Source organism: Corynebacterium pseudogenitalium, from assembly GCF_024453815.1.
Classification (GTDB): domain Bacteria; phylum Actinomycetota; class Actinomycetes; order Mycobacteriales; family Mycobacteriaceae; genus Corynebacterium; species Corynebacterium pseudogenitalium.
In genome coordinates, this window is record NZ_CP072934.1 from 858,270 (window position 1) to 878,386 (window position 20,117).

General features: G+C 63.0%; 19 protein-coding genes. 12 read left to right on the plus strand and 7 right to left on the minus strand.

Annotation, left to right across the window (positions count from 1 at the left end; genetic code table 11):
* Positions 1-33 precede the first annotated feature (33 nt).
* From KBP54_RS04160 to KBP54_RS04195, 8 genes are all read left to right on the plus strand, one after another.
* The gene (locus KBP54_RS04160) at positions 34-717 is read left to right on the plus strand and encodes a hypothetical protein (RefSeq protein ID WP_070764469.1); all 684 of its coding nucleotides are present in this window, start codon (positions 34-36) and stop codon (positions 715-717) included.
* On the plus strand, positions 710-1,888 hold the full coding sequence (locus KBP54_RS04165; protein ID WP_034666009.1) for a saccharopine dehydrogenase family protein: 1,179 nt from the start codon (positions 710-712) through the stop codon (positions 1,886-1,888). The genes KBP54_RS04160 and KBP54_RS04165 overlap by 8 nt, the downstream gene beginning before the upstream one ends.
* Positions 1,885-2,928 (plus strand): ABC transporter ATP-binding protein, encoded by a 1,044-nt coding sequence (locus KBP54_RS04170; RefSeq protein WP_034666007.1) that lies wholly within the window; start codon positions 1,885-1,887, stop codon positions 2,926-2,928. The genes KBP54_RS04165 and KBP54_RS04170 overlap by 4 nt, the downstream gene beginning before the upstream one ends.
* A complete protein-coding gene (locus tag KBP54_RS04175) occupies positions 2,925-3,677 on the plus strand; it encodes an ABC transporter permease (RefSeq protein WP_070976203.1) in 753 nt (250 codons plus the stop codon). The genes KBP54_RS04170 and KBP54_RS04175 overlap by 4 nt, the downstream gene beginning before the upstream one ends.
* Entirely contained in the window at positions 3,674-4,411 is a 738-nt protein-coding gene (locus KBP54_RS04180; protein ID WP_052205195.1) for an ABC transporter permease, read from the plus strand. The genes KBP54_RS04175 and KBP54_RS04180 overlap by 4 nt, the downstream gene beginning before the upstream one ends.
* Positions 4,412-4,484: 73 nt before the next feature.
* A complete protein-coding gene (locus KBP54_RS04185; RefSeq protein ID WP_068538777.1) occupies positions 4,485-5,165 on the plus strand; it encodes a class I SAM-dependent methyltransferase in 681 nt (226 codons plus the stop codon).
* Positions 5,162-6,940 carry an ABC transporter ATP-binding protein gene (locus tag KBP54_RS04190; RefSeq protein WP_070777730.1) on the plus strand — a complete coding sequence of 593 codons (1,779 nt, stop codon included), beginning with the start codon at positions 5,162-5,164 and terminating at the stop codon, positions 6,938-6,940. The genes KBP54_RS04185 and KBP54_RS04190 overlap by 4 nt, the downstream gene beginning before the upstream one ends.
* A gap of 38 nt (positions 6,941-6,978) precedes the next feature.
* Entirely contained in the window at positions 6,979-8,721 is a 1,743-nt protein-coding gene (locus KBP54_RS04195; RefSeq protein WP_255366177.1) for an ABC transporter ATP-binding protein, read from the plus strand.
* 5 nt (positions 8,722-8,726) lie between these two features.
* Here KBP54_RS04195 and KBP54_RS04200 read toward each other — a convergent pair whose 3' ends face one another.
* From KBP54_RS04200 to KBP54_RS04215, 4 genes are all read right to left on the minus strand, one after another.
* Positions 8,727-9,488: an SLAC1 family transporter gene (locus KBP54_RS04200; protein ID WP_083329495.1), complete on the minus strand. Its 762-nt coding sequence runs from the start codon at positions 9,486-9,488 to the stop codon at positions 8,727-8,729.
* 105 nt (positions 9,489-9,593) lie between these two features.
* Positions 9,594-10,184 carry an anti-sigma factor gene (locus KBP54_RS04205; protein ID WP_070976205.1) on the minus strand — a complete coding sequence of 197 codons (591 nt, stop codon included), beginning with the start codon at positions 10,182-10,184 and terminating at the stop codon, positions 9,594-9,596.
* Positions 10,184-10,759, minus strand: a complete 576-nt coding sequence (locus KBP54_RS04210) for a sigma-70 family RNA polymerase sigma factor (RefSeq protein WP_256000398.1) — start codon at positions 10,757-10,759, stop codon at positions 10,184-10,186. The genes KBP54_RS04205 and KBP54_RS04210 overlap by 1 nt, the downstream gene beginning before the upstream one ends.
* Before the next feature lie 3 nt (positions 10,760-10,762).
* On the minus strand, positions 10,763-10,972 hold the full coding sequence (locus tag KBP54_RS04215) for a hypothetical protein (RefSeq protein WP_143000854.1): 210 nt from the start codon (positions 10,970-10,972) through the stop codon (positions 10,763-10,765).
* Positions 10,973-11,130: 158 nt separating this feature from the next.
* On the opposite strand from KBP54_RS04215, the gene KBP54_RS04220 reads away from it, so the two are divergent.
* Positions 11,131-12,777, plus strand: coding sequence for a cytochrome c biogenesis protein CcdA (locus tag KBP54_RS04220; RefSeq protein ID WP_070484384.1), 1,647 nt, complete (start codon positions 11,131-11,133; stop codon positions 12,775-12,777).
* Here the strand turns inward: KBP54_RS04220 and KBP54_RS04225 are convergent.
* Positions 12,774-13,091 carry a hypothetical protein gene (locus tag KBP54_RS04225; protein ID WP_070484391.1) on the minus strand — a complete coding sequence of 106 codons (318 nt, stop codon included), beginning with the start codon at positions 13,089-13,091 and terminating at the stop codon, positions 12,774-12,776. The two genes, KBP54_RS04220 and KBP54_RS04225, sit on opposite strands and share 4 nt — an antisense overlap.
* 444 nt (positions 13,092-13,535) lie before the next feature.
* Here KBP54_RS04225 and KBP54_RS04230 point away from each other — a divergent pair, with 444 nt between their 5' ends.
* Positions 13,536-17,891, plus strand: coding sequence for an NACHT domain-containing protein (locus tag KBP54_RS04230; RefSeq protein WP_256000399.1), 4,356 nt, complete (start codon positions 13,536-13,538; stop codon positions 17,889-17,891).
* 602 nt (positions 17,892-18,493) lie between these two features.
* Here the strand turns inward: KBP54_RS04230 and KBP54_RS04235 are convergent.
* Positions 18,494-18,724, minus strand: coding sequence for a CopG family transcriptional regulator (locus KBP54_RS04235; protein WP_255366161.1), 231 nt, complete (start codon positions 18,722-18,724; stop codon positions 18,494-18,496).
* Between the two features lie 129 nt (positions 18,725-18,853).
* Between KBP54_RS04235 and KBP54_RS04240 the strand changes: the two genes are divergently transcribed.
* Both KBP54_RS04240 and KBP54_RS04245 read left to right on the plus strand, forming a co-directional pair.
* The gene (locus KBP54_RS04240; RefSeq protein WP_070976212.1) at positions 18,854-19,135 is read left to right on the plus strand and encodes a type II toxin-antitoxin system RelE/ParE family toxin; all 282 of its coding nucleotides are present in this window, start codon (positions 18,854-18,856) and stop codon (positions 19,133-19,135) included.
* A 34-nt stretch (positions 19,136-19,169) separates the two neighbouring features.
* A complete protein-coding gene (locus KBP54_RS04245; protein WP_070976454.1) occupies positions 19,170-19,430 on the plus strand; it encodes a HigA family addiction module antitoxin in 261 nt (86 codons plus the stop codon).
* Positions 19,431-19,484: 54 nt separating this feature from the next.
* Here the strand turns inward: KBP54_RS04245 and arfB are convergent, their stop codons facing one another.
* The gene (gene arfB / locus KBP54_RS04250; protein WP_070976455.1) at positions 19,485-19,928 is read right to left on the minus strand and encodes an alternative ribosome rescue aminoacyl-tRNA hydrolase ArfB; all 444 of its coding nucleotides are present in this window, start codon (positions 19,926-19,928) and stop codon (positions 19,485-19,487) included.
* Between the last annotated feature and the right edge of the window lie 189 nt (positions 19,929-20,117).

The following is a 20,117-nucleotide window of genomic DNA, read 5'->3' on the forward strand; positions in this document are numbered from 1 at the left end:
CCGGCATGGCGCCGACAACCGAAAGAGGTACCAATGAACACGATCCGGACCATCAGCGACGTGCTTCGGGACAAGGCCGATGAGACGAAAAAGGGGGCCGATCTTGATCCCGCGCTGGTGTTTCTCGACAGCCTGGCTCCGGGGATCGCGGTCGACGTCGGGGATTTCGGCGCGGAATCCGAAAAGGGGCTGCTGTCCCGGGTGGCGCCCTCGATCGCCGATCTCCCGCACGGAACGCCGGTTGCCCGCCTCTGGGCGGAGTTCGGCGGGGTCGATGAGACCGACGGGGAACGGGGGGCCCGTCTGCGTGCCCTGGCCGCAGCAGTCGCACCGACGCTCCTGGAGGACCTTGGGCTTTCCGGCGACCGGGTGACGGCGACGGAGTTCAACTCGCTGCGCTCGCTCATCGATGCCCGCACCCGGTACCGGCCCGAGGGTCGGGTGAGGGAGGCGTTGTTCGTTTTCCCCGATGACGGCGAGGCTCACAACCACGACCAGTGGCGGGACCACCTCGTCGATGACCTCTGCGTCGCCGGCGTCGCGGGAAACCACTATTCGTTCGTCCTCGGAGAGGATGCCGCGCTGACCGGGGCCCTCATCGGGGAGTACATCGAACGCCGGCGCCAGGCGCCGGAAACGGACGACAGGGCAGCGGACCCGTCGTCCGAAGGAATCGACCGGTCGCGGGACCGGGGAAACGAAATGGAACATGACTGACCGACGAAACGGCGGGGAAGCACGGGACCGCGACGCGGGCGAACCCGTGAAAGTGCTGGTGGCCGGAGGTACCGGCGTCACCGGACGGCTCGTCCGGGGGATGCTCGGCGTCGTCGATGGGATTGAGCTGGCCTACACTTCCCGGCAGAAACCGGACGATGGCCCGGGGCGGCACTTCCCGCTGAGGATCGCCGCCGGCCACAACGAGATCTGCAGGGTCTTCCGCAAACACGATTGGGTGGTCAACTGCACCGGCCCGTTCGAGGTGCATGCAGACTCACTCGCCCGTGCTTGCATCGACTCAGGCACCGGGTACATCGACGTCAACGATTCGATCGACGCCCGCCGCGCGATCATGGCCCTCGACGGGGATGCTCGGCGGGAGGGGGTTCCCGTGCTCACCGGGTTCGGCCTGTGCCCGGGCTTGTCGACGGCCCTGTTGATGCTCGGGGCCCGCGCTGCGGGGGCCGAAGAGGTCCGCGATGTGCGGGTCGATCTGCGAATTGGCGCCGACCAGGAATCCGGGGCCGCGTCGGTCGAGTCGATGTTCCGGACTATCCGCGGCGGATACCGCACGATGCTCGGCGGCACCATCGTCGAGGTGCGGCGCAACCCGGTGTCGTCGCAAAGCGGAATCAGCTACGAATGCCCGGACATCGACGTCGTACGCGAGGTGTGCCCCTCGATCCGTGGATATTCCTACCACGTCGCCTTCGATGCCCTCCCCGATGAGTCGGTGGAGAAAATCCGCACGTCGAGACTGTACTCGATGCCCGTTGTCTCCGGTCTGCTCGCCCGTCTCGGGGCGGCCGTGACATCGCGGAAGGCGCGGGCGAAGGGCACTCCGCAACCCGCCGAGCTGGTCGTCGCACTGTCCTCCGCCGGCGCGGGCGATGCGGGGCCGGCGGCCGAGACGACCGTCGTCCGGGCGACCGGCCCGGGTTCCTACAAAATGACCGCGGCGATTGCTGCCGCCACCGTTGTGGCGGTCGCGGGGAAGCCGGTCGCGCCGGGGTGCCGGGATCTCGTCGGCCACCCCCGGCTCCTCGAACCGGTCCTCGCCTTCGCCCGCGATGCGGGCATCCATATCGAGGTGCCACATGACAACCCGACCACGGGGCCGCTGCCGACAGCGGCCCACTGCGATACCAAAGAAAAGGGGAAACGATGACGGATCAAGCTGAACGAGGTGCGGCGATCGTCGTCCGCGACCTCACGAAGAGCTACCCGATTGCGGGCAAAGCGGGCACCCCGCCCGAAGGCGGGGCAGGTGCCCCGCCGGACGGCGGGCGCAAGGGAAAGCGCGGTGCCCGGATGCGCAAGCATGTGCTCGACGGCGTGAGTTTCACCGTGCCCACCGGGGCGATCGTGTCATTCCTCGGCCACAACGGTGCAGGCAAGACCACCCTCATCCGAATCCTGTCGACGCTCATCACCGCCGACTCCGGCGAGGTGAGCATCTTCTCGCGCGACGTGAAAGAGGACCCGGCGGGCGTGCGCGCTGACATTGCCACCACCGGCCAATTCGCGGCGATCGACGAGAACCTCACCGGCCGGGAGAACCTGGAGTTCTTCGGGCGGCTGCGCGGACTCGACCGCGCCGCCGCGGCCGCCCGCGCGACGGAACTGCTCGCGCAATTCTCGCTCGCAGACAGTGCCTCGACGCTGGCGTCGGCCTATTCGGGTGGCATGCGGCGCCGCCTCGACATCGCCGCGTCGCTGTGCGTCGTGCCCAGGCTGCTGTTCCTCGACGAACCCACGACGGGGCTGGACCCGGTCAGCCGCGAAGAGCTGTGGGGCTTCATCCGGCAACTGCGGGACGACGGAATGACCCTGGTGCTGACCACCCAGTACCTGGAAGAGGCGGAGGCGCTGGCAGACCACGTCCATCTGCTCAAGGATCGCCGCATCGTCGCCAGCGGAACGCCGGAGGAATTGCGCCGCGCCTTCGGGTCGCACGTGCTCCGCGTGTCCTTCGCCACCGCCGCCGAGGCGGAGGCGTTCGCCCGCTGCCTCGGGGGAACGTGCCTGGACGGCGCCCGCGTCGCGGGGAAGTCGGTGTCCCTCGACGTCGACCCCGGACCGCGGGTCCTCGAGGCGGTGGCGCAGGCGATGGAGGCCTCGGAAGCGTTGCCGGATTCGCTGAGCGTGTCGCCGCCCACCCTCAACGAGGTGTTCATATCGATGAACGCAGGGGGTGCGGCGCGATGAGTGCGACGTCGGTCGCGGCGTTTCTCCGTCGGGATCTGCTGCTGTTGCGACGCAACACCGCGTCGCTGATCTCCATGTTCGTGGTTCCGCCCCTCTTCCTGCTGTGCCTGTACGCGGTGTTCGGGTACTCGGCGGAGCAATCCGGCTTCGGGTACCTGCGTTTCGTGCTCGGCGGCTGCCTGTTCCAGGCGGCGATGTTCACCGCCGCGGCGTCGGCGATGGCGGTGGGACAGGACGTCGAATCCGGGCTCGTTGACCGCGTGCGCGTGTTGCCCGGGGCCACAGGCGGCTATGTCGCCGGCAGGCTCGTCACCGATGTGCTGCGGATGTCCGCGTCGATCGCGGCGCTGCTGGTCGTCGCGTGGGCCTGCGGCCTCGACATGGCTGTCGGTGACGTCGCGTGGACTGTCCTGTGGTCGCTGCTCGCCGCGGCGGTCCTGTCCCTGGTCACGGACGGGGTGATCCTGATGGTGCCCACCCCGGTGTCGACGGCCTCATCGATCCAGGCGCTGGAAATGCTGCTGCTCATGTTCTCCACCGCGTTCATTCCGGCGACCGCTTTGGACGGCTCCCTTCGCGACGTCGTGCGCCACATGCCTTTTTCGCCGGTGATCGAGGTGATTAGGGCGGCGTCCCCGGACGCCTTCCCGGATCGCGCCGGGGAAGAGGCCGCCCTGTGGCTCGGTGTCGCGGCGGTCGCCGGAATCGTCCTGTTCATCCGCCGGTTCACCTCGAGGAGCGAATCATGATTGGCGCCATCTTCGTGCATCTGCGGCGCATCGCCCACATTTGGCTGCGGCGCCCCGACTTCTGGTTCATGACGTTCATTGCTCCGCTCGTGTACCTGTTCATCGTCAACCGCATGTTCGGTGGCCTGGTCAGGCAGCTCACCGGAGAGTTCGAACTCCGGAACGCGGTCATCCTGGTCGTGACGGCGTGGGCGTTCATCCTGGCCATCACGGGATCATCCACCGTGTTCGTTGAACGCAGCAATGGCTTCCACGAGCGGTTGATCACCATGCCGGCGCCGTACGCGGCCGTGCCGGCCGCACGGATCATTGCCGAGTTCATCCGGATCATGGCGATGACGGCCGTCGTCGCGGCGGTGGCCGCCTTGCTTTCCGACGGCCCACCGGAGGTGTCCTGGTGGTGGAGGATCGCGGTGACCGGCGCGATGGTTGCCGCGGCGGCCGCATGCACCGGCACGTACATCGCGTTCTCCATCACCAGCCCCCAGGGTTCCGTGGCCCTCATCCCGTTAATCATCGTTGCGATGTTCGTCAACACGGTGCTCATGCCCGCCGACCACTTCCGTCCCCTCCTGCGCGGAATCGCCGGGCACACCCCCGTATCCGCGGCCGGCGAGGCCGTCAACGGCACCGGGGCTGCGGGTCTGGTGGTCTGCGCGGCCTGGTTCTTAGGCATCGCTGTGCTCGCGGCGTGGGGCATCGCCGTGAAAACGAGGCCGGGGGAGTCTGCATGACGGCCCGCGAATCCGAGCATCTAACCCGAAACCGCCGCGTGGATGCGGCCCACACACCCGGAGACAGAACCAGATGAAGTCGATTGCCCAGATCGTCCAGAACAACCGCAGGCTCCTCGCGGCCTACGAGGACAAGGTCCAGCCGAGGTTCCTCAGCCGCTATGCGCGCGAACCGATGGACGCCGCCGTGTACCGGAAGCTCCGTGCGCTGGATCCCGGGCCGGATGCGCCGGCCCGGGTCCTCGACCTCGGTTGCGGAACCGGGTGGCTCGCCCGCACGCTCGCCGCTGAGTCTCGCTATCGCAGGGCGAACATCGTCGGCTACGACCTGTCGCCCAATGCGATCCGCATCGCCCGCGAACGCGCCGCCGCCGACGGGCTTGGGGCCCGGACGGAATTCCACGTTGCCGACATCCTCACGCCGCTCGCGGGAGAGCCCGGCGGGGCCTGTGAAATCTGGGTGTGTGGCGCGCTCCACCAAATGAAGGATGCGGGAGCCGCGCTCGGCAGGGTCGCCGGGCTGCTCGCCGATGGAGGCATCGCTTACGTGCAGACGTTCGTCGAGGATCCCGACGTGAACGAGCATGTGGACATGGCCGTCGTTGCGAAGATGGGCCACCGGGTGTTCCGGGGCAGCGAGGTCGAGGACCTCGCCGAAGCCAACGGGCTGAAGCTGGGCGGAGCCTCACACGCCGGCATGGTGTACTTCTGCACTCTCACGAAGAAAAGCGCGATCGGGGAGGCGGGCAAGTGAGCGCCGTGGACGGGACCGTAGGCCCGTGGTCGCTGCTCGCCCCGATTCGGACCCGGATGCGTGCGGTGGTCGCGTTATCCGTCCTGTCGTCGGTGGCTACCGTCGCTTCGCTGGTCGGCATCATCGACATCGCGATGACGTACCCGGAGGCCCCGGAGCATCGGACGTGGTTGGCCGTGGCTGTCATCGTCGTCGCCGCAACGGTGCGCATGGCCGCGGACGGCGCCGCCGGCATGCTCTCGCACCGGGCGGATAACGACCTGCAGCTCCACCTCCGGCGCCGGCTGGTCGCCCAAATCCGGAAGTTACCGCTGGGCTGGCTGGACGCCCGGCGCTCGTCGGGAATCATCGAGTCGGTTGAGAAGGACGTCGCGGCTGTCCACCAGCTCATGGGCCACACCGTCGGTGAGACCGTGGTGGCGGTGCTGGTTCCCCTGCTTTCCCTCATCGCGCTCGTCGCGGTGGATTGGCGGATCGCGGCGGTGGCGGTCGTCCCGGTGCTGGTCACCTTCGCCCTGATGGGCGTGATGATTTCGCGCGGAGCCGGTCTTCAGCGCGACTACGAGCGAGCCTCCGAAAAAGTGACGGCCGCGGTCATCGAGTTGGTGCGCGGTATCCCGGTGATGAAGTCCTTCGGACGCGCCAACCAGGGCGCGGGTCGCTACGATGCCGCGGCGTTGTCGTTCGTCCGCGCGTGGTCCGCCTGGTCCCGGCAGTCGAACATCTATCTCGGGCTCATCGACGTGGTGACGTCCCCGACCACAGTCCTTGCGGTGGTGTGCGGGGCCGGCCTCGCACTGAGGGACGCCGCGGGCGGCATACCGGAGGGTCTCGTCGCCGGGCTGGTTCTCAGCCTTGGACTCTCCGCGGCGATCGTGCGGGTGGCCATGAACTCCGAACCCATCATCGCGGGGATCGCTGCCCTGAAATCCATCGCGGAGGTGCTGAGCACGCCGCCGATCGCCGAGCCCGCCGAGCCGGTGCCCGCGCGCAGAGGCGCGCTCGAGGTCCGGAACCTGGTCTTCTCCTACGGCGATGGGCCGCGGGTCCTCGACGGGATGTCCGCGACGTTCGAACCAGGGACCCTCACTGCGCTGGTGGGGTCCTCCGGTTCCGGAAAGTCCACCGTCGCCCGGCTGTTGGCGCGTTTCCACGACCCCGTTGAAGGCTCGGTGCTACTGGGCGGCGTCGATCTTCGCGACATCGCCGTGCGCGACGTGCACCGCTCGGTGTCGGTGGTGTTCCAAGATCCGCAGTTGTTCACGCTGCCGTTGCGGGAGAACATCCGGCTGGCCAGGAGAGACGCCACCGACGACGAAATCATGGCGGCCGCGAAGCTCGCGAACCTCGATGCGGTCATCGCGGCGCTGCCGAAGCGCCTGGATTCGGTGGTCAACGTCGACGTGACCTTTTCCGGTGGTGAGGCGCAGCGCGTAGCCATCGCGAGGTCGATCGTCACGGACGCGCCGGTGCTCATCTTCGACGAGGCAACCGCTTACGCGGATCCGGCTTCCGAGGCCCTCATCCAGTCCGCAATCGAGCGTTTGGCCCGTTCGCGGACGGTGATTGTGATCGCGCACAGGTTGAGCACGATCCGCAACGCCGACCGCATCCTCGTTCTCGATGGGGGAGCGGTCGCGGAGGCGGGTACCCACGACGAGTTGCTTGCGCGCGGTGGCCGCTACCGGGATTTGTGGCGCGCCTTCGCGCTCGACGACGAACCATCCGCCCCGCGGGGTACTGAATCAGACGATGAAAAGGCGGGAAACCGATGATTCGAGACTTGTGGTCGATGACGGATCGGCGCTCGAGAATGACGCTGGTGTGGCTCATTGCGTTGGCCACGCTTGCCGCGCTGGCCCAGGGAGCGGCGTTCGTCGCGCTGCTGCCGCTGCTGTCGGCTCTGGCCGAGGGAGATGATGCGACGGCGTGGCGTTTCACCGGCGTCATAGCCGGCCTCGCGGCCGCCCATGCGGTGCTGTCCCTCGCCGCGGGGACAGTCGGCAGGGCGAATTCCGCAGCGGTGCTGTCGTCCCTGCTGCATTCCCTGGGCGAACGCGTGCTGACGTTGCCACTCGGGTACGTCACCAAGTCCACGGCCGGCCGCTTTTCGGAGATGGCGTCGTCGGGTATCGCGTTCGCGGCGTCCGTGCCGCACGTGATCCTGCGGCCCGTCATCGCCGCGGTGGTTACGCCGACCGTCATCGCCTTCGGAATTCTGGCGGTGGATTGGCGCGTCGGTTTGGTTCTTGTCGCGTCAGCGCCGGTGCTCTTCTTCGCCTACCGGGCCATTGGCCGGGTCGGCGGGGAGTCGGACGAAGCGCATGCTGAGGCCGTCGCTGCCGTCTCCAGCAGGCTGATCGAGTTCACCCGCGGCCAGCAGGCGATTCGCGCCGCGGGCGACGGTTCGGCGGCGGACGCGATGGTGGATGAGGCTATCCAGGCCCAACACGATGCGTTCGCGAAGGCGACATCGACGCAGGGGGCGGCCATCGGACGGTTGGGTTCGGTCGTCCATGCGGTGTTCACGGCGGCGGTGATCGTCGCCGTGGCAGTCGCCGCGACGGGTGGGATGGCGCCGACGCATTTGGCGTCGATACTCATCGTGCTCGTCCAGTTCACCGGACCGATCACCACGGCGGGAGCGTTGTCCGGCGGTTTCGGTGCGGGCCGCAACACGTTAGCTGCGTTGCGTGACCTGCGGGCAATCCCCGCCCTTCCCGAACCTGCCGCACCGGAGCTGCCCGACGGGCATGACGTGGAGTTCCGCGGCGTGAGCTTCGGGTACGGGGAGAAGAAGGTCCTCGACGACGTCAGCTTCCGTGCACCTCAGGGAGCGCTGGTTGCCATAGTGGGACCTTCGGGGGCGGGCAAGACGACGGTCATGCGGCTGCTGTCGCGGTTTCATGATCCGGACTCGGGGGAGATCCTCATCGGCGGGGTGCCCTTGCCTCGGATCGGCACCGACGGCGTGAACTCGCTGGTGACCCCGGTGTTCCAGGAGACGTTTCTTTTCGACGCGTCCGTGCGGGACAACGTGGTCTTCGCCGACCCCGGATTCGGTTCCAGGCCCGGTGACGGGGACCGCTTGCGCGAGGCCGCCCGGCGTTCCGGGGTGGACCGCATCGTGGAGCTGCTGCCTTCCGGGTGGGATACCCCGGTGGGGGAGGAGGGGACGCTGCTGTCGGGAGGTGAGCGGCAGCGCCTCGCCATCGCCCGGGCGCTTCTGAAGGATTCCCCGGTGGTGCTTCTCGACGAGCCGACGTCCTCGCTGGATGCGGCCACTGAGCGGGCGATCGTCGGCACGATTGAGGCGTTGCGCGGCGATCACACTGTGATCGTCGTCGCCCATCGCCTGCACACCATCCGCGATGCCGACCTCATCGTCGTGCTTTCGGAGGAAGGGACGGTCGCAGAACGGGGCACGCACGATGAATTGCTGGCGAAGGGCGGCCGCTACGCCGAGTCTTGGGCGTGCCGGACGGGGAGTTCCCCGGGATCCAGATCCAGCTCGTCGTGGACCACCACGACGACGGCATCGGAGAAGCGCGGCTAACTAGTTCATCTAGCGCCAGATTGGCTTAGTTCCCAGGAGCCAAAGCGCACCGCGCAGACACCCCAATGGAGGACAGCCTCGTAGAAGCAGTACATGGCGTAGAGGACGCACGGTACGCCGAGGGTGAACATGATGAGGCCGTAAAGGTGAGCGTCGAAAAGCAATGTCGATGCTGCCGTCGACTGGCCGACAACACCGAGGGGTATCCACGCTGTACCCGCGGCGGCGCCACGCGGGCGCGTGCCGGTCCAGTAGCAGTAGAGGAAGAGTGGGATCGCGGTGAAGAACGTGAGGAAGAAGCACAGCTCACCCGCGTAGTGATAAAACTCGCCGTGATGGGTAGCGAGCTGCTCGGCGGATGTCGCGGCGACCATCGGGGACACGAGCGCCAAGCCCCACGGGAACGCTGGCTCGGTGTAGTGCGCGGACTGCTTCCACAAACCCCAGAGTTGCCACAAGCACACGATGATGGCCAGTGGCGCGCCGATCCACCAGCTGACCAGCTGGAACGCATCGTTGCCCGTGAGTGCCGTCCACGCCGAGCCGCACGCGAGCAGCCCCATCGCGTACATGCCCCACGCCGCCATGTTCTGGTGCCGCGGTGGCTCATTGCGCACGCCGACCGTGAACACAACGAGGAGGCCCGCCGCGATGAGCGCAAACACGAGCTCGGCTACATGAAATCCATGTAACCCAGTCAAACTCGACGCAATCGAGGTTCCCATTAAAGCGCCGGCCCAAGCGGGACCGAACTTTGGCAACGTCATAGGACTAACGCTAGGCCTGCCACCGCGTCTCATCCACTTTGGGTCGGGGCTTTGTGGTTTTTAGAACGCGAATGGCCTGAAGCGCGCCAAGGGAGGCAGCCGGCACTAGAGCGTCACGTTGGCCAGCACCGTGCCGGTGGGTTGCGCCGCGCCGACGGCGACTTCCTCGGTTACCAGGACTGAAGCAGTTCCACCGGGCAGCGGCATCCACACGTCGTCGTGGGGTTCTTGGCCGATGACTCCAGCCGATTCCACGGCGCCGTCAGCCATGACTGCCCACACTTGTGCACCCATGCCGTCGTTGAGAGCTGGCTGGCCGTTGACCATGGCGCCGCCCTTGCCCATGTCAGAGCTGATCGCGATGTCGAGGCTCGCGCCCATCGCGTCGGCCTGACCTTGACGCGCGTCGTCGGCCTCCATAATTGCGTGCATTTCGTCGACGCCTTGGGCTGCCACGGATTCGCGTGACTCGTCGACAGTGAATTGGGTGACCGCGAACCCGCCACCGGCGATGAGCACAACGGCGGCTGCTGCGGCGGTTGTGAGACGTCGCCAGGACCGGTTCTTCCGCGCGGTGTCGAAGTCTGTGACCTGGTCGGTAGCGTCGATACGCTCCATGATTGAGCGTTTGAGCTCCGGTGGCGGAGTGACCGGCGTGGCTGCGGAATTGAAGAGGTCCTCGATATCTTTATCCATCACAGGCCTCCTTTCAACGACACGGCCTTGCGAAGCTTTTGCAACCCGTCGCGTACCCGGGTTTTGGCTGTTCCGAGAGCGACGCCAGTGGCATCGGCGATTTCTTGGTGGGTGAGTTCCCCAAAATACGCGAGCATGAGCGCACTTCGATGAGGCTCTCCGATTGAATCAATGAGTTCTTGTAGCTCCTCAGACTCTAGTCGCTGTTGAGCTTCGTCCTCAGCGGCAGCGACCCACGTGGTCAGTTGACTGTTGAAATCGTCGGTGTCGCGGGCTTGGGAGCTGCGCCAGCTCCGCAGCCGATCGATGGCGCGCGATTTGGCGAGCCGCAGTACCCATGACTTGGCGCTGCCGCGGTGTGGGTCGAAGGTGTGGGCGCTTAGCCATACCTCCACGAAGACTTCTTGGGTGACCTCTTCCGCTTGGGCCCGGTCACGCAAGATGTGGGTGGTGAGACCTAGAATCTGTGGGGCCAGAACGTCGTAAAGCTCGGCGAAGGCGACTTTATCGCCCGCGCGCACGCTTTCTAAGAGACGGTCCGGATCCACGGATTCTAAATCTAACACCTGGGTCATGTGCTACTTGGATTCTTCCATCATTTTGTCTTCGCTCATCATCGCCTCGGAAGACGGTGCCATGGAATCTTCGCTCATCATGGCATCGGAGGACGGGGTCATGGAGCCGTCCATCTTGTCCTCCATATTCTCCTCGGAGTCGTTGCATGCGACGAGGCCGACGGCGGCGATGACGATGGCGCTGGCGCTGGCGATTGCGCGGTTGATAGACATAGCGTCTCCTTCACTTTTTCGGTTCGCAGGCGCAGTGTTTCTGGCCCGTCACTGAGTACTACGGAGCCGGGGGCTGATGCGGATTGGACCAATCCGGTGCGGGTGCTCACTCCGTAGTGCTGGGTGTAGGAAAGGCAACCGGAAAGTAGAGGAAACTCATGATCAGCGTGATTCTTGTCGGATTCATCGGAGGTGTGATCACGGCATTGTCGCCGTGCATTTTGCCAGTGTTGCCGGTGGTGCTGGGGGTCAGCGTCGGGCGTAAACCGTCGCACGTGGTGACAGGTTTGGTCGTGAGCTTCGCCGCGATCGCGCTGCTGGGTACGATTCTGCTTAGTGCGCTGCATTTGCCACAGTCGGTATTGCGCTGGGCGGGAGTGGTGTTGCTGGCATGGGTGGGGCTGGGAATGATTTTCCCGCCAGTGGGGGAGGTGTTGCAGAAGCCCTTTGACGCGCTTCCGCGCCCCACGGCATTGCAGGAGAAAACGCGCGGCAAGGGAGGTTTTCTCATCGGTCTGGCCCTTGGCGCGGTGTACGTTCCGTGCGCGGGCCCGGTGCTTGCAGCGGTGACGGTGGCGGGCTCGACTGGGCAGATCGGCTGGAACACGGTGGTGCTCACTGTCGCGTTCGCGATTGGGTCCGCGCTGCCGCTGTTCGTGTTCGCCCTGGCGGGCAACAAGATCGGTGACAAGGTAGACGCGGTGCAGCGCCACCGTAAGGCCATCGGCGTGCTCATCCTGGTCTTCACTGTGGCGTTGGCTCTCGACGCGCCGGCGGCGATCCAGCGTGCCCTGCCGAATTGGACGTCGTCGCTGTCGAACCGTTTTGAGAATTCGGACTTGGCCAATGACGCTCTCAGCAAGGTCGGCCCAACTGGGAGCGGTTCACTGCAGTCGTGCCGCCGTGCCGACCCCGCGCAGCTGCAGGATTGTGGCCCGGCACCGGAATTCGCGGGGCTGACGAACTGGATCAACACCGACCAGCCGCCGAGCCCGCAGGACGGTGGTGTCATGCTCGTTGATTTCTGGGCGTACGCCTGCATCAACTGTCAGCGTGCGGGGGAGCACATCACCAAGCTTTACGACACTTATCGCGATTCCGGCCTCACCGTCGTCGGCGTCCATTCCCCTGAGTACGCTTTCGAGCACGACCTGGGCAATGTCCGCAACGCCGTAGAAAAGGAAGGTATCCACTACCCGGTGGCGCAGGACAATGACTTCGCTACATGGAGGAATTTCAACAACCGCTACTGGCCAGCCCGCTACCTGGTGGACAAGCACGGCAACGTCCGGCAGATCGTGGAAGGGGAGGGAAGCTACGCCGAAACAGAAAAGCTCGTGCGTGAATTGCTCATCGACGCCAACCCCGACGTCGACCTCCCCGAACCGGTCGAAAGCGGCGAAGCAGCAGGCGGTACGAAGGGCCGCAACCCGGAAACTTATCTCGGCACTGCGCGCGCCGAGTACACCAAGCAGCCCGGTTACACCGACGGCGAGCACGACTTCGGTGAACCGGCCGCTCCGGAGCGCGGCATGTTCACTTTGAACGGGACGTGGATTCTCGAGGAGGAATCAGTGCAGACCACCAGTGGAGGACACCTGGACATCAACGTCTTCGCCAAGTGGGTCCAGCTCGTGGTTTCGGGTGAAGGCGAGATCGAGGTCGAGTATCCGGACGGTGCGACAAAGTCGTTCCCGGTCACAGATGGAACCCTCGACCTTGCGAAAAGCGACACGCCCACCGAGGGAGTGCTGCACATCCGGCCCACGGCAGGCGTGAAACTGTATTCGTTGACCTTCGGCTAGGCAGAGACAACCTTGTCCAGCGTCTCGGCGAACCGCGCGACGGTGCCGTCGACATCGCCCCACTTGTCCAAGCCGAACAGACAGATGCGGAAGGCGGAAAAGCCCTCCGGCTCGCCGACCTGCAGCGGAACACCGCTGGCGATCTGGACGCCGGCCTGCTTGAACGCGGATCCGTTGGCCTGCTCCGGGGCGGTGGCGTACATGACCACGATGGAGGTGGCCTCGAAGCCGGGGGCGGCGACGGAGACGTAGCCTTTGTCCGCCAGCAGCTTGCGCACCTTGGTGCCCAACTCGACCTGGCGGGCGGTGTACATTTGACGCGCATCTTCCCGTGCCCTACTGCTTCCCGAGTTGCTAGATGTTCCGGGAGCGATAGCGCCATGACCGCATCCTGCGGTACTTCTCTGGATTTACTTGCTGTCTTTAGCGGGAAGGTTTCTTTGCGCCGACACGCCGTTGAATTCAAGTTCAACGTGTAGTTCCTGGACAGGGTTACTTTTAGTTGTAATCGCATTTTGGCCCGTAGTCGTTTGAGTGTACTTAAATAGACGCAAGTGCCTCACACTCGGTGCCCACACTCGGCCGAGCCTGCACTAGTCTGCTATGAGTGTCGCTATACGGCATCCCACGTTGAAAGTGATCTCGGAGGTCTGATGTCGCCTAGACCTGGCGGAGAAACAGACAAGCTTGGAAATAGGTACGAGCTTGCATGGGCTATCCGCCATGCCTTATATTGCATCGTCGACGATAGACGGGCGTTGACTGCGGAAGACATCGACGCCGAGCTAAATCGAGGTTCCGAGTTCACTTACGACGACGGTCTCGTTACCGAAGTGCACCAGTTAAAACGACAGAACGGCACTAGTAACAGTTGGACAGTCAAGGCTCTCGCCGATCAAAAGATCTTCGAGGCGGCTGCGGAGCATGTGGCGGCGGGCCGAAGTTACCATTTTGTCTCCCTGGTGCCGTGCCGGCCCTTACAAGAATTGTCCGATCGTGCTCGCAAGTCAGATGATCTAACGAGTTTCACCGACTGCTGGCTTTCTAAAGAGCTAACACCGGTCTTTAACCAATTGGCGGCGGCCGAAATCCTGGGCAATCCCCAAGTGGCCTGGAACACACTTCGCGGAATGCGGTTCTTAGTTCAAGATGAACTCGACATCGTCCGCACGAACAGTATGCTTGCTGTGTGCAGTCTGAGGGGAGCTAGCGGCGACCTCATATCTCTTGCTATAGGGGATATCCTTCTCGACAACCTCGGTAAGCGGTTGACTCGAACTGAACTTTTTGCTCTTCTCGCTCAAAGGGGCATCAAGCCACTGGAACCTGGGTCGCATCTGACGTCGCACCAGCAGGTGTTTAAGATCACGAAAAGCTGGCGTCAGTCCGTTGAACGTGAACTCTTGCAACCACCGATTAAGCGTGCAGAGGCCGCCCACCTAGTGGAGGCGCTTGATAAATATCGGATCGGGCTCGTCGCAGGTACGGCGGGAGGTGGGAAGAGTTCCGTTCTCGAACAAACTGCTGCCGCTCTTGAATCGGCTGGTGCCGAGGTGCTGGCGCTACGATTGGACCGATGTGGTCCGTTCGCGTCGACTGTCGAGTTGGGGCATCAGTTCGGGTTCGAAGTCTCTCCCGCAGTCGCTTTGGCGAGGGCGGCTGACGATCGCGACGCCTTCCTGATTATCGACCAACTCGACGCGGTGAGTCTTGCCTCCGGACGTATGCCGGAGAGTTTCGATGTCGTTATGGATCTCATCGACGAAGCACTGTCAGTGTGCGGAATCCGTGTTGTTATGGCATGTCGCCAGTTCGACATCGATAATGATCACCGTATCCGCGCATTTGCGTCTCGTACCGAGGTAACAACGGTGGAAGTCGACCGATTGTCGAAGGAGGAAGTCGAAGCGGCAGTGACAAGAATGGGACTCGACCTAGCGCGGTTAAATCCATCACAACTAGCCCTTTTGCAGACGCCGCTGCACCTTGTACTCCTGCAAACGATTTCGACTCAGGCTGACGCGCTGGCCTTCCATTCGCGCGGATCGCTCTTTGAAGCGTTTTGGGAGCGCAAGCGACAAGCAGTGCGTTCGCGGCGAGTGAATGTCAGATTCAACGACGTGGTCAGTCGGATCGCCAACGCTGCAAGCGATCTGCAAGCGCTGTCTGTCCCAATCGAGATTCTGGACGATGAGGACCTTATTGAAGACGCCAACGTCCTCGTTTCAGAACACTTGCTTGCGCAAGACGGCGGTCGCATCGCGTTCTTCCATGAAACGTTTTTCGACTACGCCTTCGCACGTCTGTGGGTGTCACGCGGGGAGTCACTCGTTGACTTCCTTCTCCGTGACGAGCAGGCACTTTTTCGACGTGCCCAGGTTCGCCAGATCCTGCAACATCTCTACGAGCGAGCGCCGGATCGTTTCCATACCGAGGTCGAATCAGTACTTACCGCTAACGACATCCGATTTCACATAAAGGAGACAGTCCTTGCCGTCGTAGCTAATCTTCTTGCGCCGACGACTGCCGATGCCGAAGTGATGGTCCGGATCGCCGCGGGACATCCGAGCTTTGAAGACCGGCTCTGGCAGCAGTTGAGTAGACCACAGTGGTTCAGGCGATTCCTTGAGGATGGTCAGATTGCTGCTTGGCTCGATGGCCCGAACGAGGGTATGCGGAATCACGCGTTGAATATGATGGCTAGTGCGGTCAAAGAGCACCCGGTATCGATCGCAAAGCTGTTAGGGGACCGCAAGGCCCAGCCGGAATATCACCGCTGGTTGCGTTGGGTCAGCCGTTTTTCGGATGTCTTTCAGAACCGAGATTTGTTCGATTTGGTGCTCGAAGGAGTTCGCGAAGGCGCCTACGATGGGGCACAGCATGAACTTTGGCTAACGATGCACAACCTGCCTAAGCACGAACCACTTTGGGCGATCGAGTTGTTGCAGGCTCGGCTGATCGATCACGGGGATGCCCTGACGCTTAACGAGGAAGGCAAGGTGACTGTGCTCGGCATGCGAGAGTACAGCGCCGCCGAACTCGTTAGGTATACCGCACATGCTGAACCGTTGGCATTCGTGCTGGTCACGGTGCCGTATCTCCGACGAGTCATGGCGAGGACCGCGATCGAGCCTGGCGTCGACGGCCTGATTCGCGATCTGCACTTCAGCTTTCGCATCAAGGACGATGACCTCGGCAGCTACCGGCTTGATGGCATCCTGCTGGCGGCGTCGGTCCGAGCGCTGGAGAGTGTGGCAAAGAGCGCCCCTGAGGAGATCCGGTTCCTTCTCGAGGAACTGGCTTCCGATCCCTACGACGGATCGCAATTCTTGCTCTACCGAGCATTGTCAGCGGGCGCAGAGCATTTTGCCGGGTGGGCGGCGAGTCTCTTGCTCGAAGGCGGACGTCGTCTCCGTTGCGGCTATATCTCCGATTCCCTATGGGTTGCACGGGAGCTTGTCCTGGCGATTGCACCACACGTGTCCGACGAAATTCACCAGCGGCTCGAGAAGTTGTTTCGAGATTTGCCCTGCGAGTGGGGGAGTAACTGCGGCTCGGGACGCTCGGCTTTCACGTTTCTATCCGCCCTGGAAGAAGCGCGGCTTACTACGGTCGGTCAACGACTCCTCGGGGAATATCGACGGAAGTTTGGGGAGGACGCCCCCGCAGAGCCACAGGGAATTACCGGTGGTTCCATCGGTTCGCCGATCGGACTTGGTGCCGCAAAGAAAATGAGCGATTCACAGTGGCTGAGGGCTATGTCAAAGTATGACACTGACAAGACGAATTGGGCGACCTTCACCGGCGGAGCCCATGAATTGTCCAGCGTGCTGGGCAATCAAGTAGCCGCAAACCCCGAGCGCTTCGCTAGGCTGGCGCTGCGGCTGTCCCCAGAGTTCAATGCGGCTTACTCCGGTGCGATGCTTAGGGGCTTTGGCGAGGCCGATGCGAGCGATAGCACCGCGCCGCTGATCTTCGACGCTGTCCGTCACATTGCTTCGCTGGGACAGGCAGAAAATGATCGGTGGCTCGGGATGGCGCTACAAAAATACTACCGCGAAGTGCCGCTTGAACTGGTCGAACTGATTAGAGACAGCGCTGTGCACGCGCTGGATCCGGCCGATTGTTCTCCTGTGATCGTTCGGGATGGAACGGACGCACCAAGTGCCGTGGATATGCAATTGAACGGCATCAACACGGCACGAGGGAGTTTGGCCGAAGCTCTCGGCGATCTTTTGGTTACCGACAGTGACGGCAAGAGAACTGCACTGGTCGCGCCATATCTCAACGCGATGGCCGGCGATCCGGTACTCAGTGTCCGTTCGTGCGTTGCCTACACCCTCGCCGCCGCGCTACGGCATGCTCGCCCAGAGGTCATGAGGGCGTTCTCAACCCTGATCAATACTGACGATCGTCTCCTCGCCGCCGGATCTGTTCAGCATTTGATGGTCTACATCGGCAACGTGAATCCCGAGGTTATAGATCCGGTAATTCAGCGCATGTTGGCATCGGATGATGCCGAAGCTCGTGAGGCTGGTGGCGCCGTCGCGGCGTTCGCGGCGATGGAATGGGACCGCCCCGATCTTATGAAACAAGCGCTGTCGGGAGACTTTCACGCCCGAAAGGGCATCGCTGAAACCTGTGTTCAGTGTGTCGATCGCACTTCGAATGTCCAACTGGCCACGGCGACCCTAACCCGGCTTATGAACGACGAGGCGGATGGGGTGCGTAAGGAAGCGGCTACTGTGGCGCTTCACCTCCGCGAGCAACCGCTCCAGCCATTCGTTAAACTACTCGCGGCTTTGATCGACTCGCCGGCTTACGAACACGCCACGCCCCAGTTGCTGGTCACGCTACAGTACGCGCCGGATAAGGTCGATGAACTGGTCTTGAGAGCTGCAAAACGGTTCGTCGATGTCTTCGGGCACGATGCCGCGGACATTCGCACCGGCGCAGCTGGAGATGCGCATTACATCAGTGAACTGGTGGTGCGTGGGCTAGCGCAGTGCCGGGATCGTACCCACCGAGCGGAGTTGCTCGACGTTTTGGACTCTCTCTTAGAGCTTGGCGCGTACGGCATCAGTGAGGCCATAACGGATTCAGAGCGGTTATAACCGATAGCGCTCGAAAGGGCCGCGGGTTTCATTGGAGCCAATGTCTCCTGGCGGGAGAGGTTGATCCGATTCGTAACGTGGTCGAGTTCAAGTTCAATGTGTAGCTAGGCCCCGGGGATACTCACGCAGAACTCGTTGCCTTCCGGGTCCTGCATGACAGTCCACACCAATCCCGGCGCCGGGATGGAATCAACCATCACAAAATCGCCGTAATCCGCGGCGATTTCGCAACCGGTTGCGGCGAACCAAAACTCGCCGAGTTTTGAGACACTTGCAATGCCTTGGCGAGCGCATGATTGCTGTATCCCGTAAGCACACCGGGTTTCTTCAAAGATATTCGTGCCTAGTCGAGCAGGGCGCGGTACTGTTTGCGTGCCTTCATGGAGTGAATGATCGTTTCGGTGCCGTCATCCCAGATGAGTACGACGATCTCGAGTAGTCTCATTGAGCCGTCGAACCCGAGGCGCAGTTCCCTTTGAGGGTGTTCCTCATCGAGTGGGGTCTTAAAAACGCAGCCTGAAGTCGCGGCAGTAACGGAGTCGTCTGGCTAGAAGCCGTGTTTCGTGGCGCTTCGGCGTACGTCCATTTCTAAATAGCATTCTTTAGCGCTTCGCGGATTGCCTGAGAGCGTGACCATCCGTTTTCAGCCGCAAACTTGTCGAGGTCCGATATCTCGCCGGGGAAAGCCGAATGGAGATAACCTTCGCAGCATCTTCGTTTCGAGGTTTCCTTCCACGTCGACGAAGTGTCTCTACGTCGTAGCCTTTCTCGGCTTCGGTTACCCACGCATCGATTTGCTCTTCGCTGACTAGCTTCCCGTTGATAGTTTTCATGCACGTAATCGTAATACGGTAAAAGGGCTTGGCGGCTAGGGGGAGGTTATATTCTTTCGACAATCCGTCGAGTTCAAATTTAACGTGTAGCGTTATTGACGCTTCGCGTTATGGGGGATAGGGTGAAGCATGATCCAGTCGTTCGCTGACAAGGACACTGAACGTCTGTGGAATCGAGAGCGAGTTCGCTCGATCGATTCCCGCATTCACTCAGTAGCGCTGCGCAAGCTTCGCCAGCTTGGGTACGCGCAGACTCTTGATGAGTTACGGATTCCCCCGGGGAACCGGCTTGAGGCGTTGAAAGGTGATCGGCGGGGTCAGTTCAGCATTCGAATCGACGACCAGTGGCGGATCTGTTTTCGGTGGTCCGCCGCGGGGCCAGAGGAGGTTGAGATCGTTGACTACCACTGACAAGCTCCCTCCGATTCACCCCGGTGAGATCCTCATGGAGGACTTTCTCAAGGAAATGGGGATCACCCAGCACAAGCTCGCAGTCTCCATCGGCGTTCCGCCCCGCCGGATCAACGAAATTGTTCACGGTAAGCGCGCTGTAACCGCGGACACTGCTCTTCGCTTGGCTAAGTTCTTCGGAATGAGCCCCCAGTTCTGGCTCGGGTTACAGACCCAGTACGACCTGGATGTGGCAGAAGACAAAATCCTCGCCGAGATCGAGAGGATTCTGCCGGTTCACGCTGTCTCGGCGTAGCAGTTACCCGAACCAGGTCCGTCAGCGTGAGGATATGCACGCGGATGGTTCGAACTAGGGAATTTGGGGCCGCCGACGCGTGGACTTGAGTTCCGAGCGCCGCTTTTTCGCTTCGAGACGGCGCCGCACCGAGCCGCGCGTCGGCTTCGTTTTCCGCCGCGGGGGAGGCGGTGGGGCGAGAGCCTCGCGCAACAAGATGGCCATGCGTTCCCGCGCCTCGGCACGGTTGCGGACCTGCGACCGCTGCGTCGATGCGCTCACGGTGAGTACCGTGCCGTCCAGGCGGTGTTCGAGGTTGTGGAGGGCGCGGCGACGCTGGGCGTCGGAAAGCGATGCGCATTCCGCGATGTCGATGGACAGCTGCACCTTACTGTCGGTGGTGTTGACGCCTTGGCCGCCCGGGCCCGATGCCTTCGCGAACCGCTCCGACAGGTCCGCCGCGGCGACGACGAGGCCACCGGGGATCCCCGGGCCAGGCGCGAGGGTCAGGTTCTGCATGCCGCCCACACTACCTTCTTGCGTCCTGCGTCAACCAACCCAGACCGCAGCCCAGTTCCAACGTAAGTCTCAGCGACCGATCTCCCGGTAAATCTCATCCATCGTGAACTTCCTACCGGAGTCGATCTCGACGGCTGAGCGAAGTTCCTGCAGATCCTGAAGATCTTCGATTCTTTCCGCGATGACGGC

Excerpts from the sequence above, each read along its gene's own strand:
- KBP54_RS04225 (WP_070484391.1), bottom strand. The coding sequence starts at position 13,091 with ATGTACACCGCCCGCCAGGTCGAGTTGGGCACCAAGGTGCGCAAGCTG.
- KBP54_RS04240 (WP_070976212.1), top strand. The coding sequence starts at position 18,854 with ATGATCCAGTCGTTCGCTGACAAGGACACTGAACGTCTGTGGAATCGA.
- KBP54_RS04245 (WP_070976454.1), top strand. The coding sequence starts at position 19,170 with ATGGAGGACTTTCTCAAGGAAATGGGGATCACCCAGCACAAGCTCGCA.
- KBP54_RS04175 (WP_070976203.1), top strand. The coding sequence starts at position 2,925 with ATGAGTGCGACGTCGGTCGCGGCGTTTCTCCGTCGGGATCTGCTGCTG.
- KBP54_RS04165 (WP_034666009.1), top strand. The coding sequence starts at position 710 with ATGACTGACCGACGAAACGGCGGGGAAGCACGGGACCGCGACGCGGGC.
- KBP54_RS04195 (WP_255366177.1), top strand. The coding sequence starts at position 6,979 with ATGACGCTGGTGTGGCTCATTGCGTTGGCCACGCTTGCCGCGCTGGCC.
- KBP54_RS04220 (WP_070484384.1), top strand. The coding sequence starts at position 11,131 with ATGATCAGCGTGATTCTTGTCGGATTCATCGGAGGTGTGATCACGGCA.
- KBP54_RS04160 (WP_070764469.1), top strand. The coding sequence starts at position 34 with ATGAACACGATCCGGACCATCAGCGACGTGCTTCGGGACAAGGCCGAT.
- KBP54_RS04235 (WP_255366161.1), bottom strand. The coding sequence starts at position 18,724 with ATGAAAACTATCAACGGGAAGCTAGTCAGCGAAGAGCAAATCGATGCG.
- arfB (WP_070976455.1), bottom strand. The coding sequence starts at position 19,928 with ATGCAGAACCTGACCCTCGCGCCTGGCCCGGGGATCCCCGGTGGCCTC.
- KBP54_RS04200 (WP_083329495.1), bottom strand. The coding sequence starts at position 9,488 with ATGACGTTGCCAAAGTTCGGTCCCGCTTGGGCCGGCGCTTTAATGGGA.
- KBP54_RS04205 (WP_070976205.1), bottom strand. The coding sequence starts at position 10,184 with ATGGATAAAGATATCGAGGACCTCTTCAATTCCGCAGCCACGCCGGTC.
- KBP54_RS04180 (WP_052205195.1), top strand. The coding sequence starts at position 3,674 with ATGATTGGCGCCATCTTCGTGCATCTGCGGCGCATCGCCCACATTTGG.
- KBP54_RS04185 (WP_068538777.1), top strand. The coding sequence starts at position 4,485 with ATGAAGTCGATTGCCCAGATCGTCCAGAACAACCGCAGGCTCCTCGCG.
- KBP54_RS04210 (WP_256000398.1), bottom strand. The coding sequence starts at position 10,759 with ATGACCCAGGTGTTAGATTTAGAATCCGTGGATCCGGACCGTCTCTTA.
- KBP54_RS04215 (WP_143000854.1), bottom strand. The coding sequence starts at position 10,972 with ATGTCTATCAACCGCGCAATCGCCAGCGCCAGCGCCATCGTCATCGCC.
- KBP54_RS04170 (WP_034666007.1), top strand. The coding sequence starts at position 1,885 with ATGACGGATCAAGCTGAACGAGGTGCGGCGATCGTCGTCCGCGACCTC.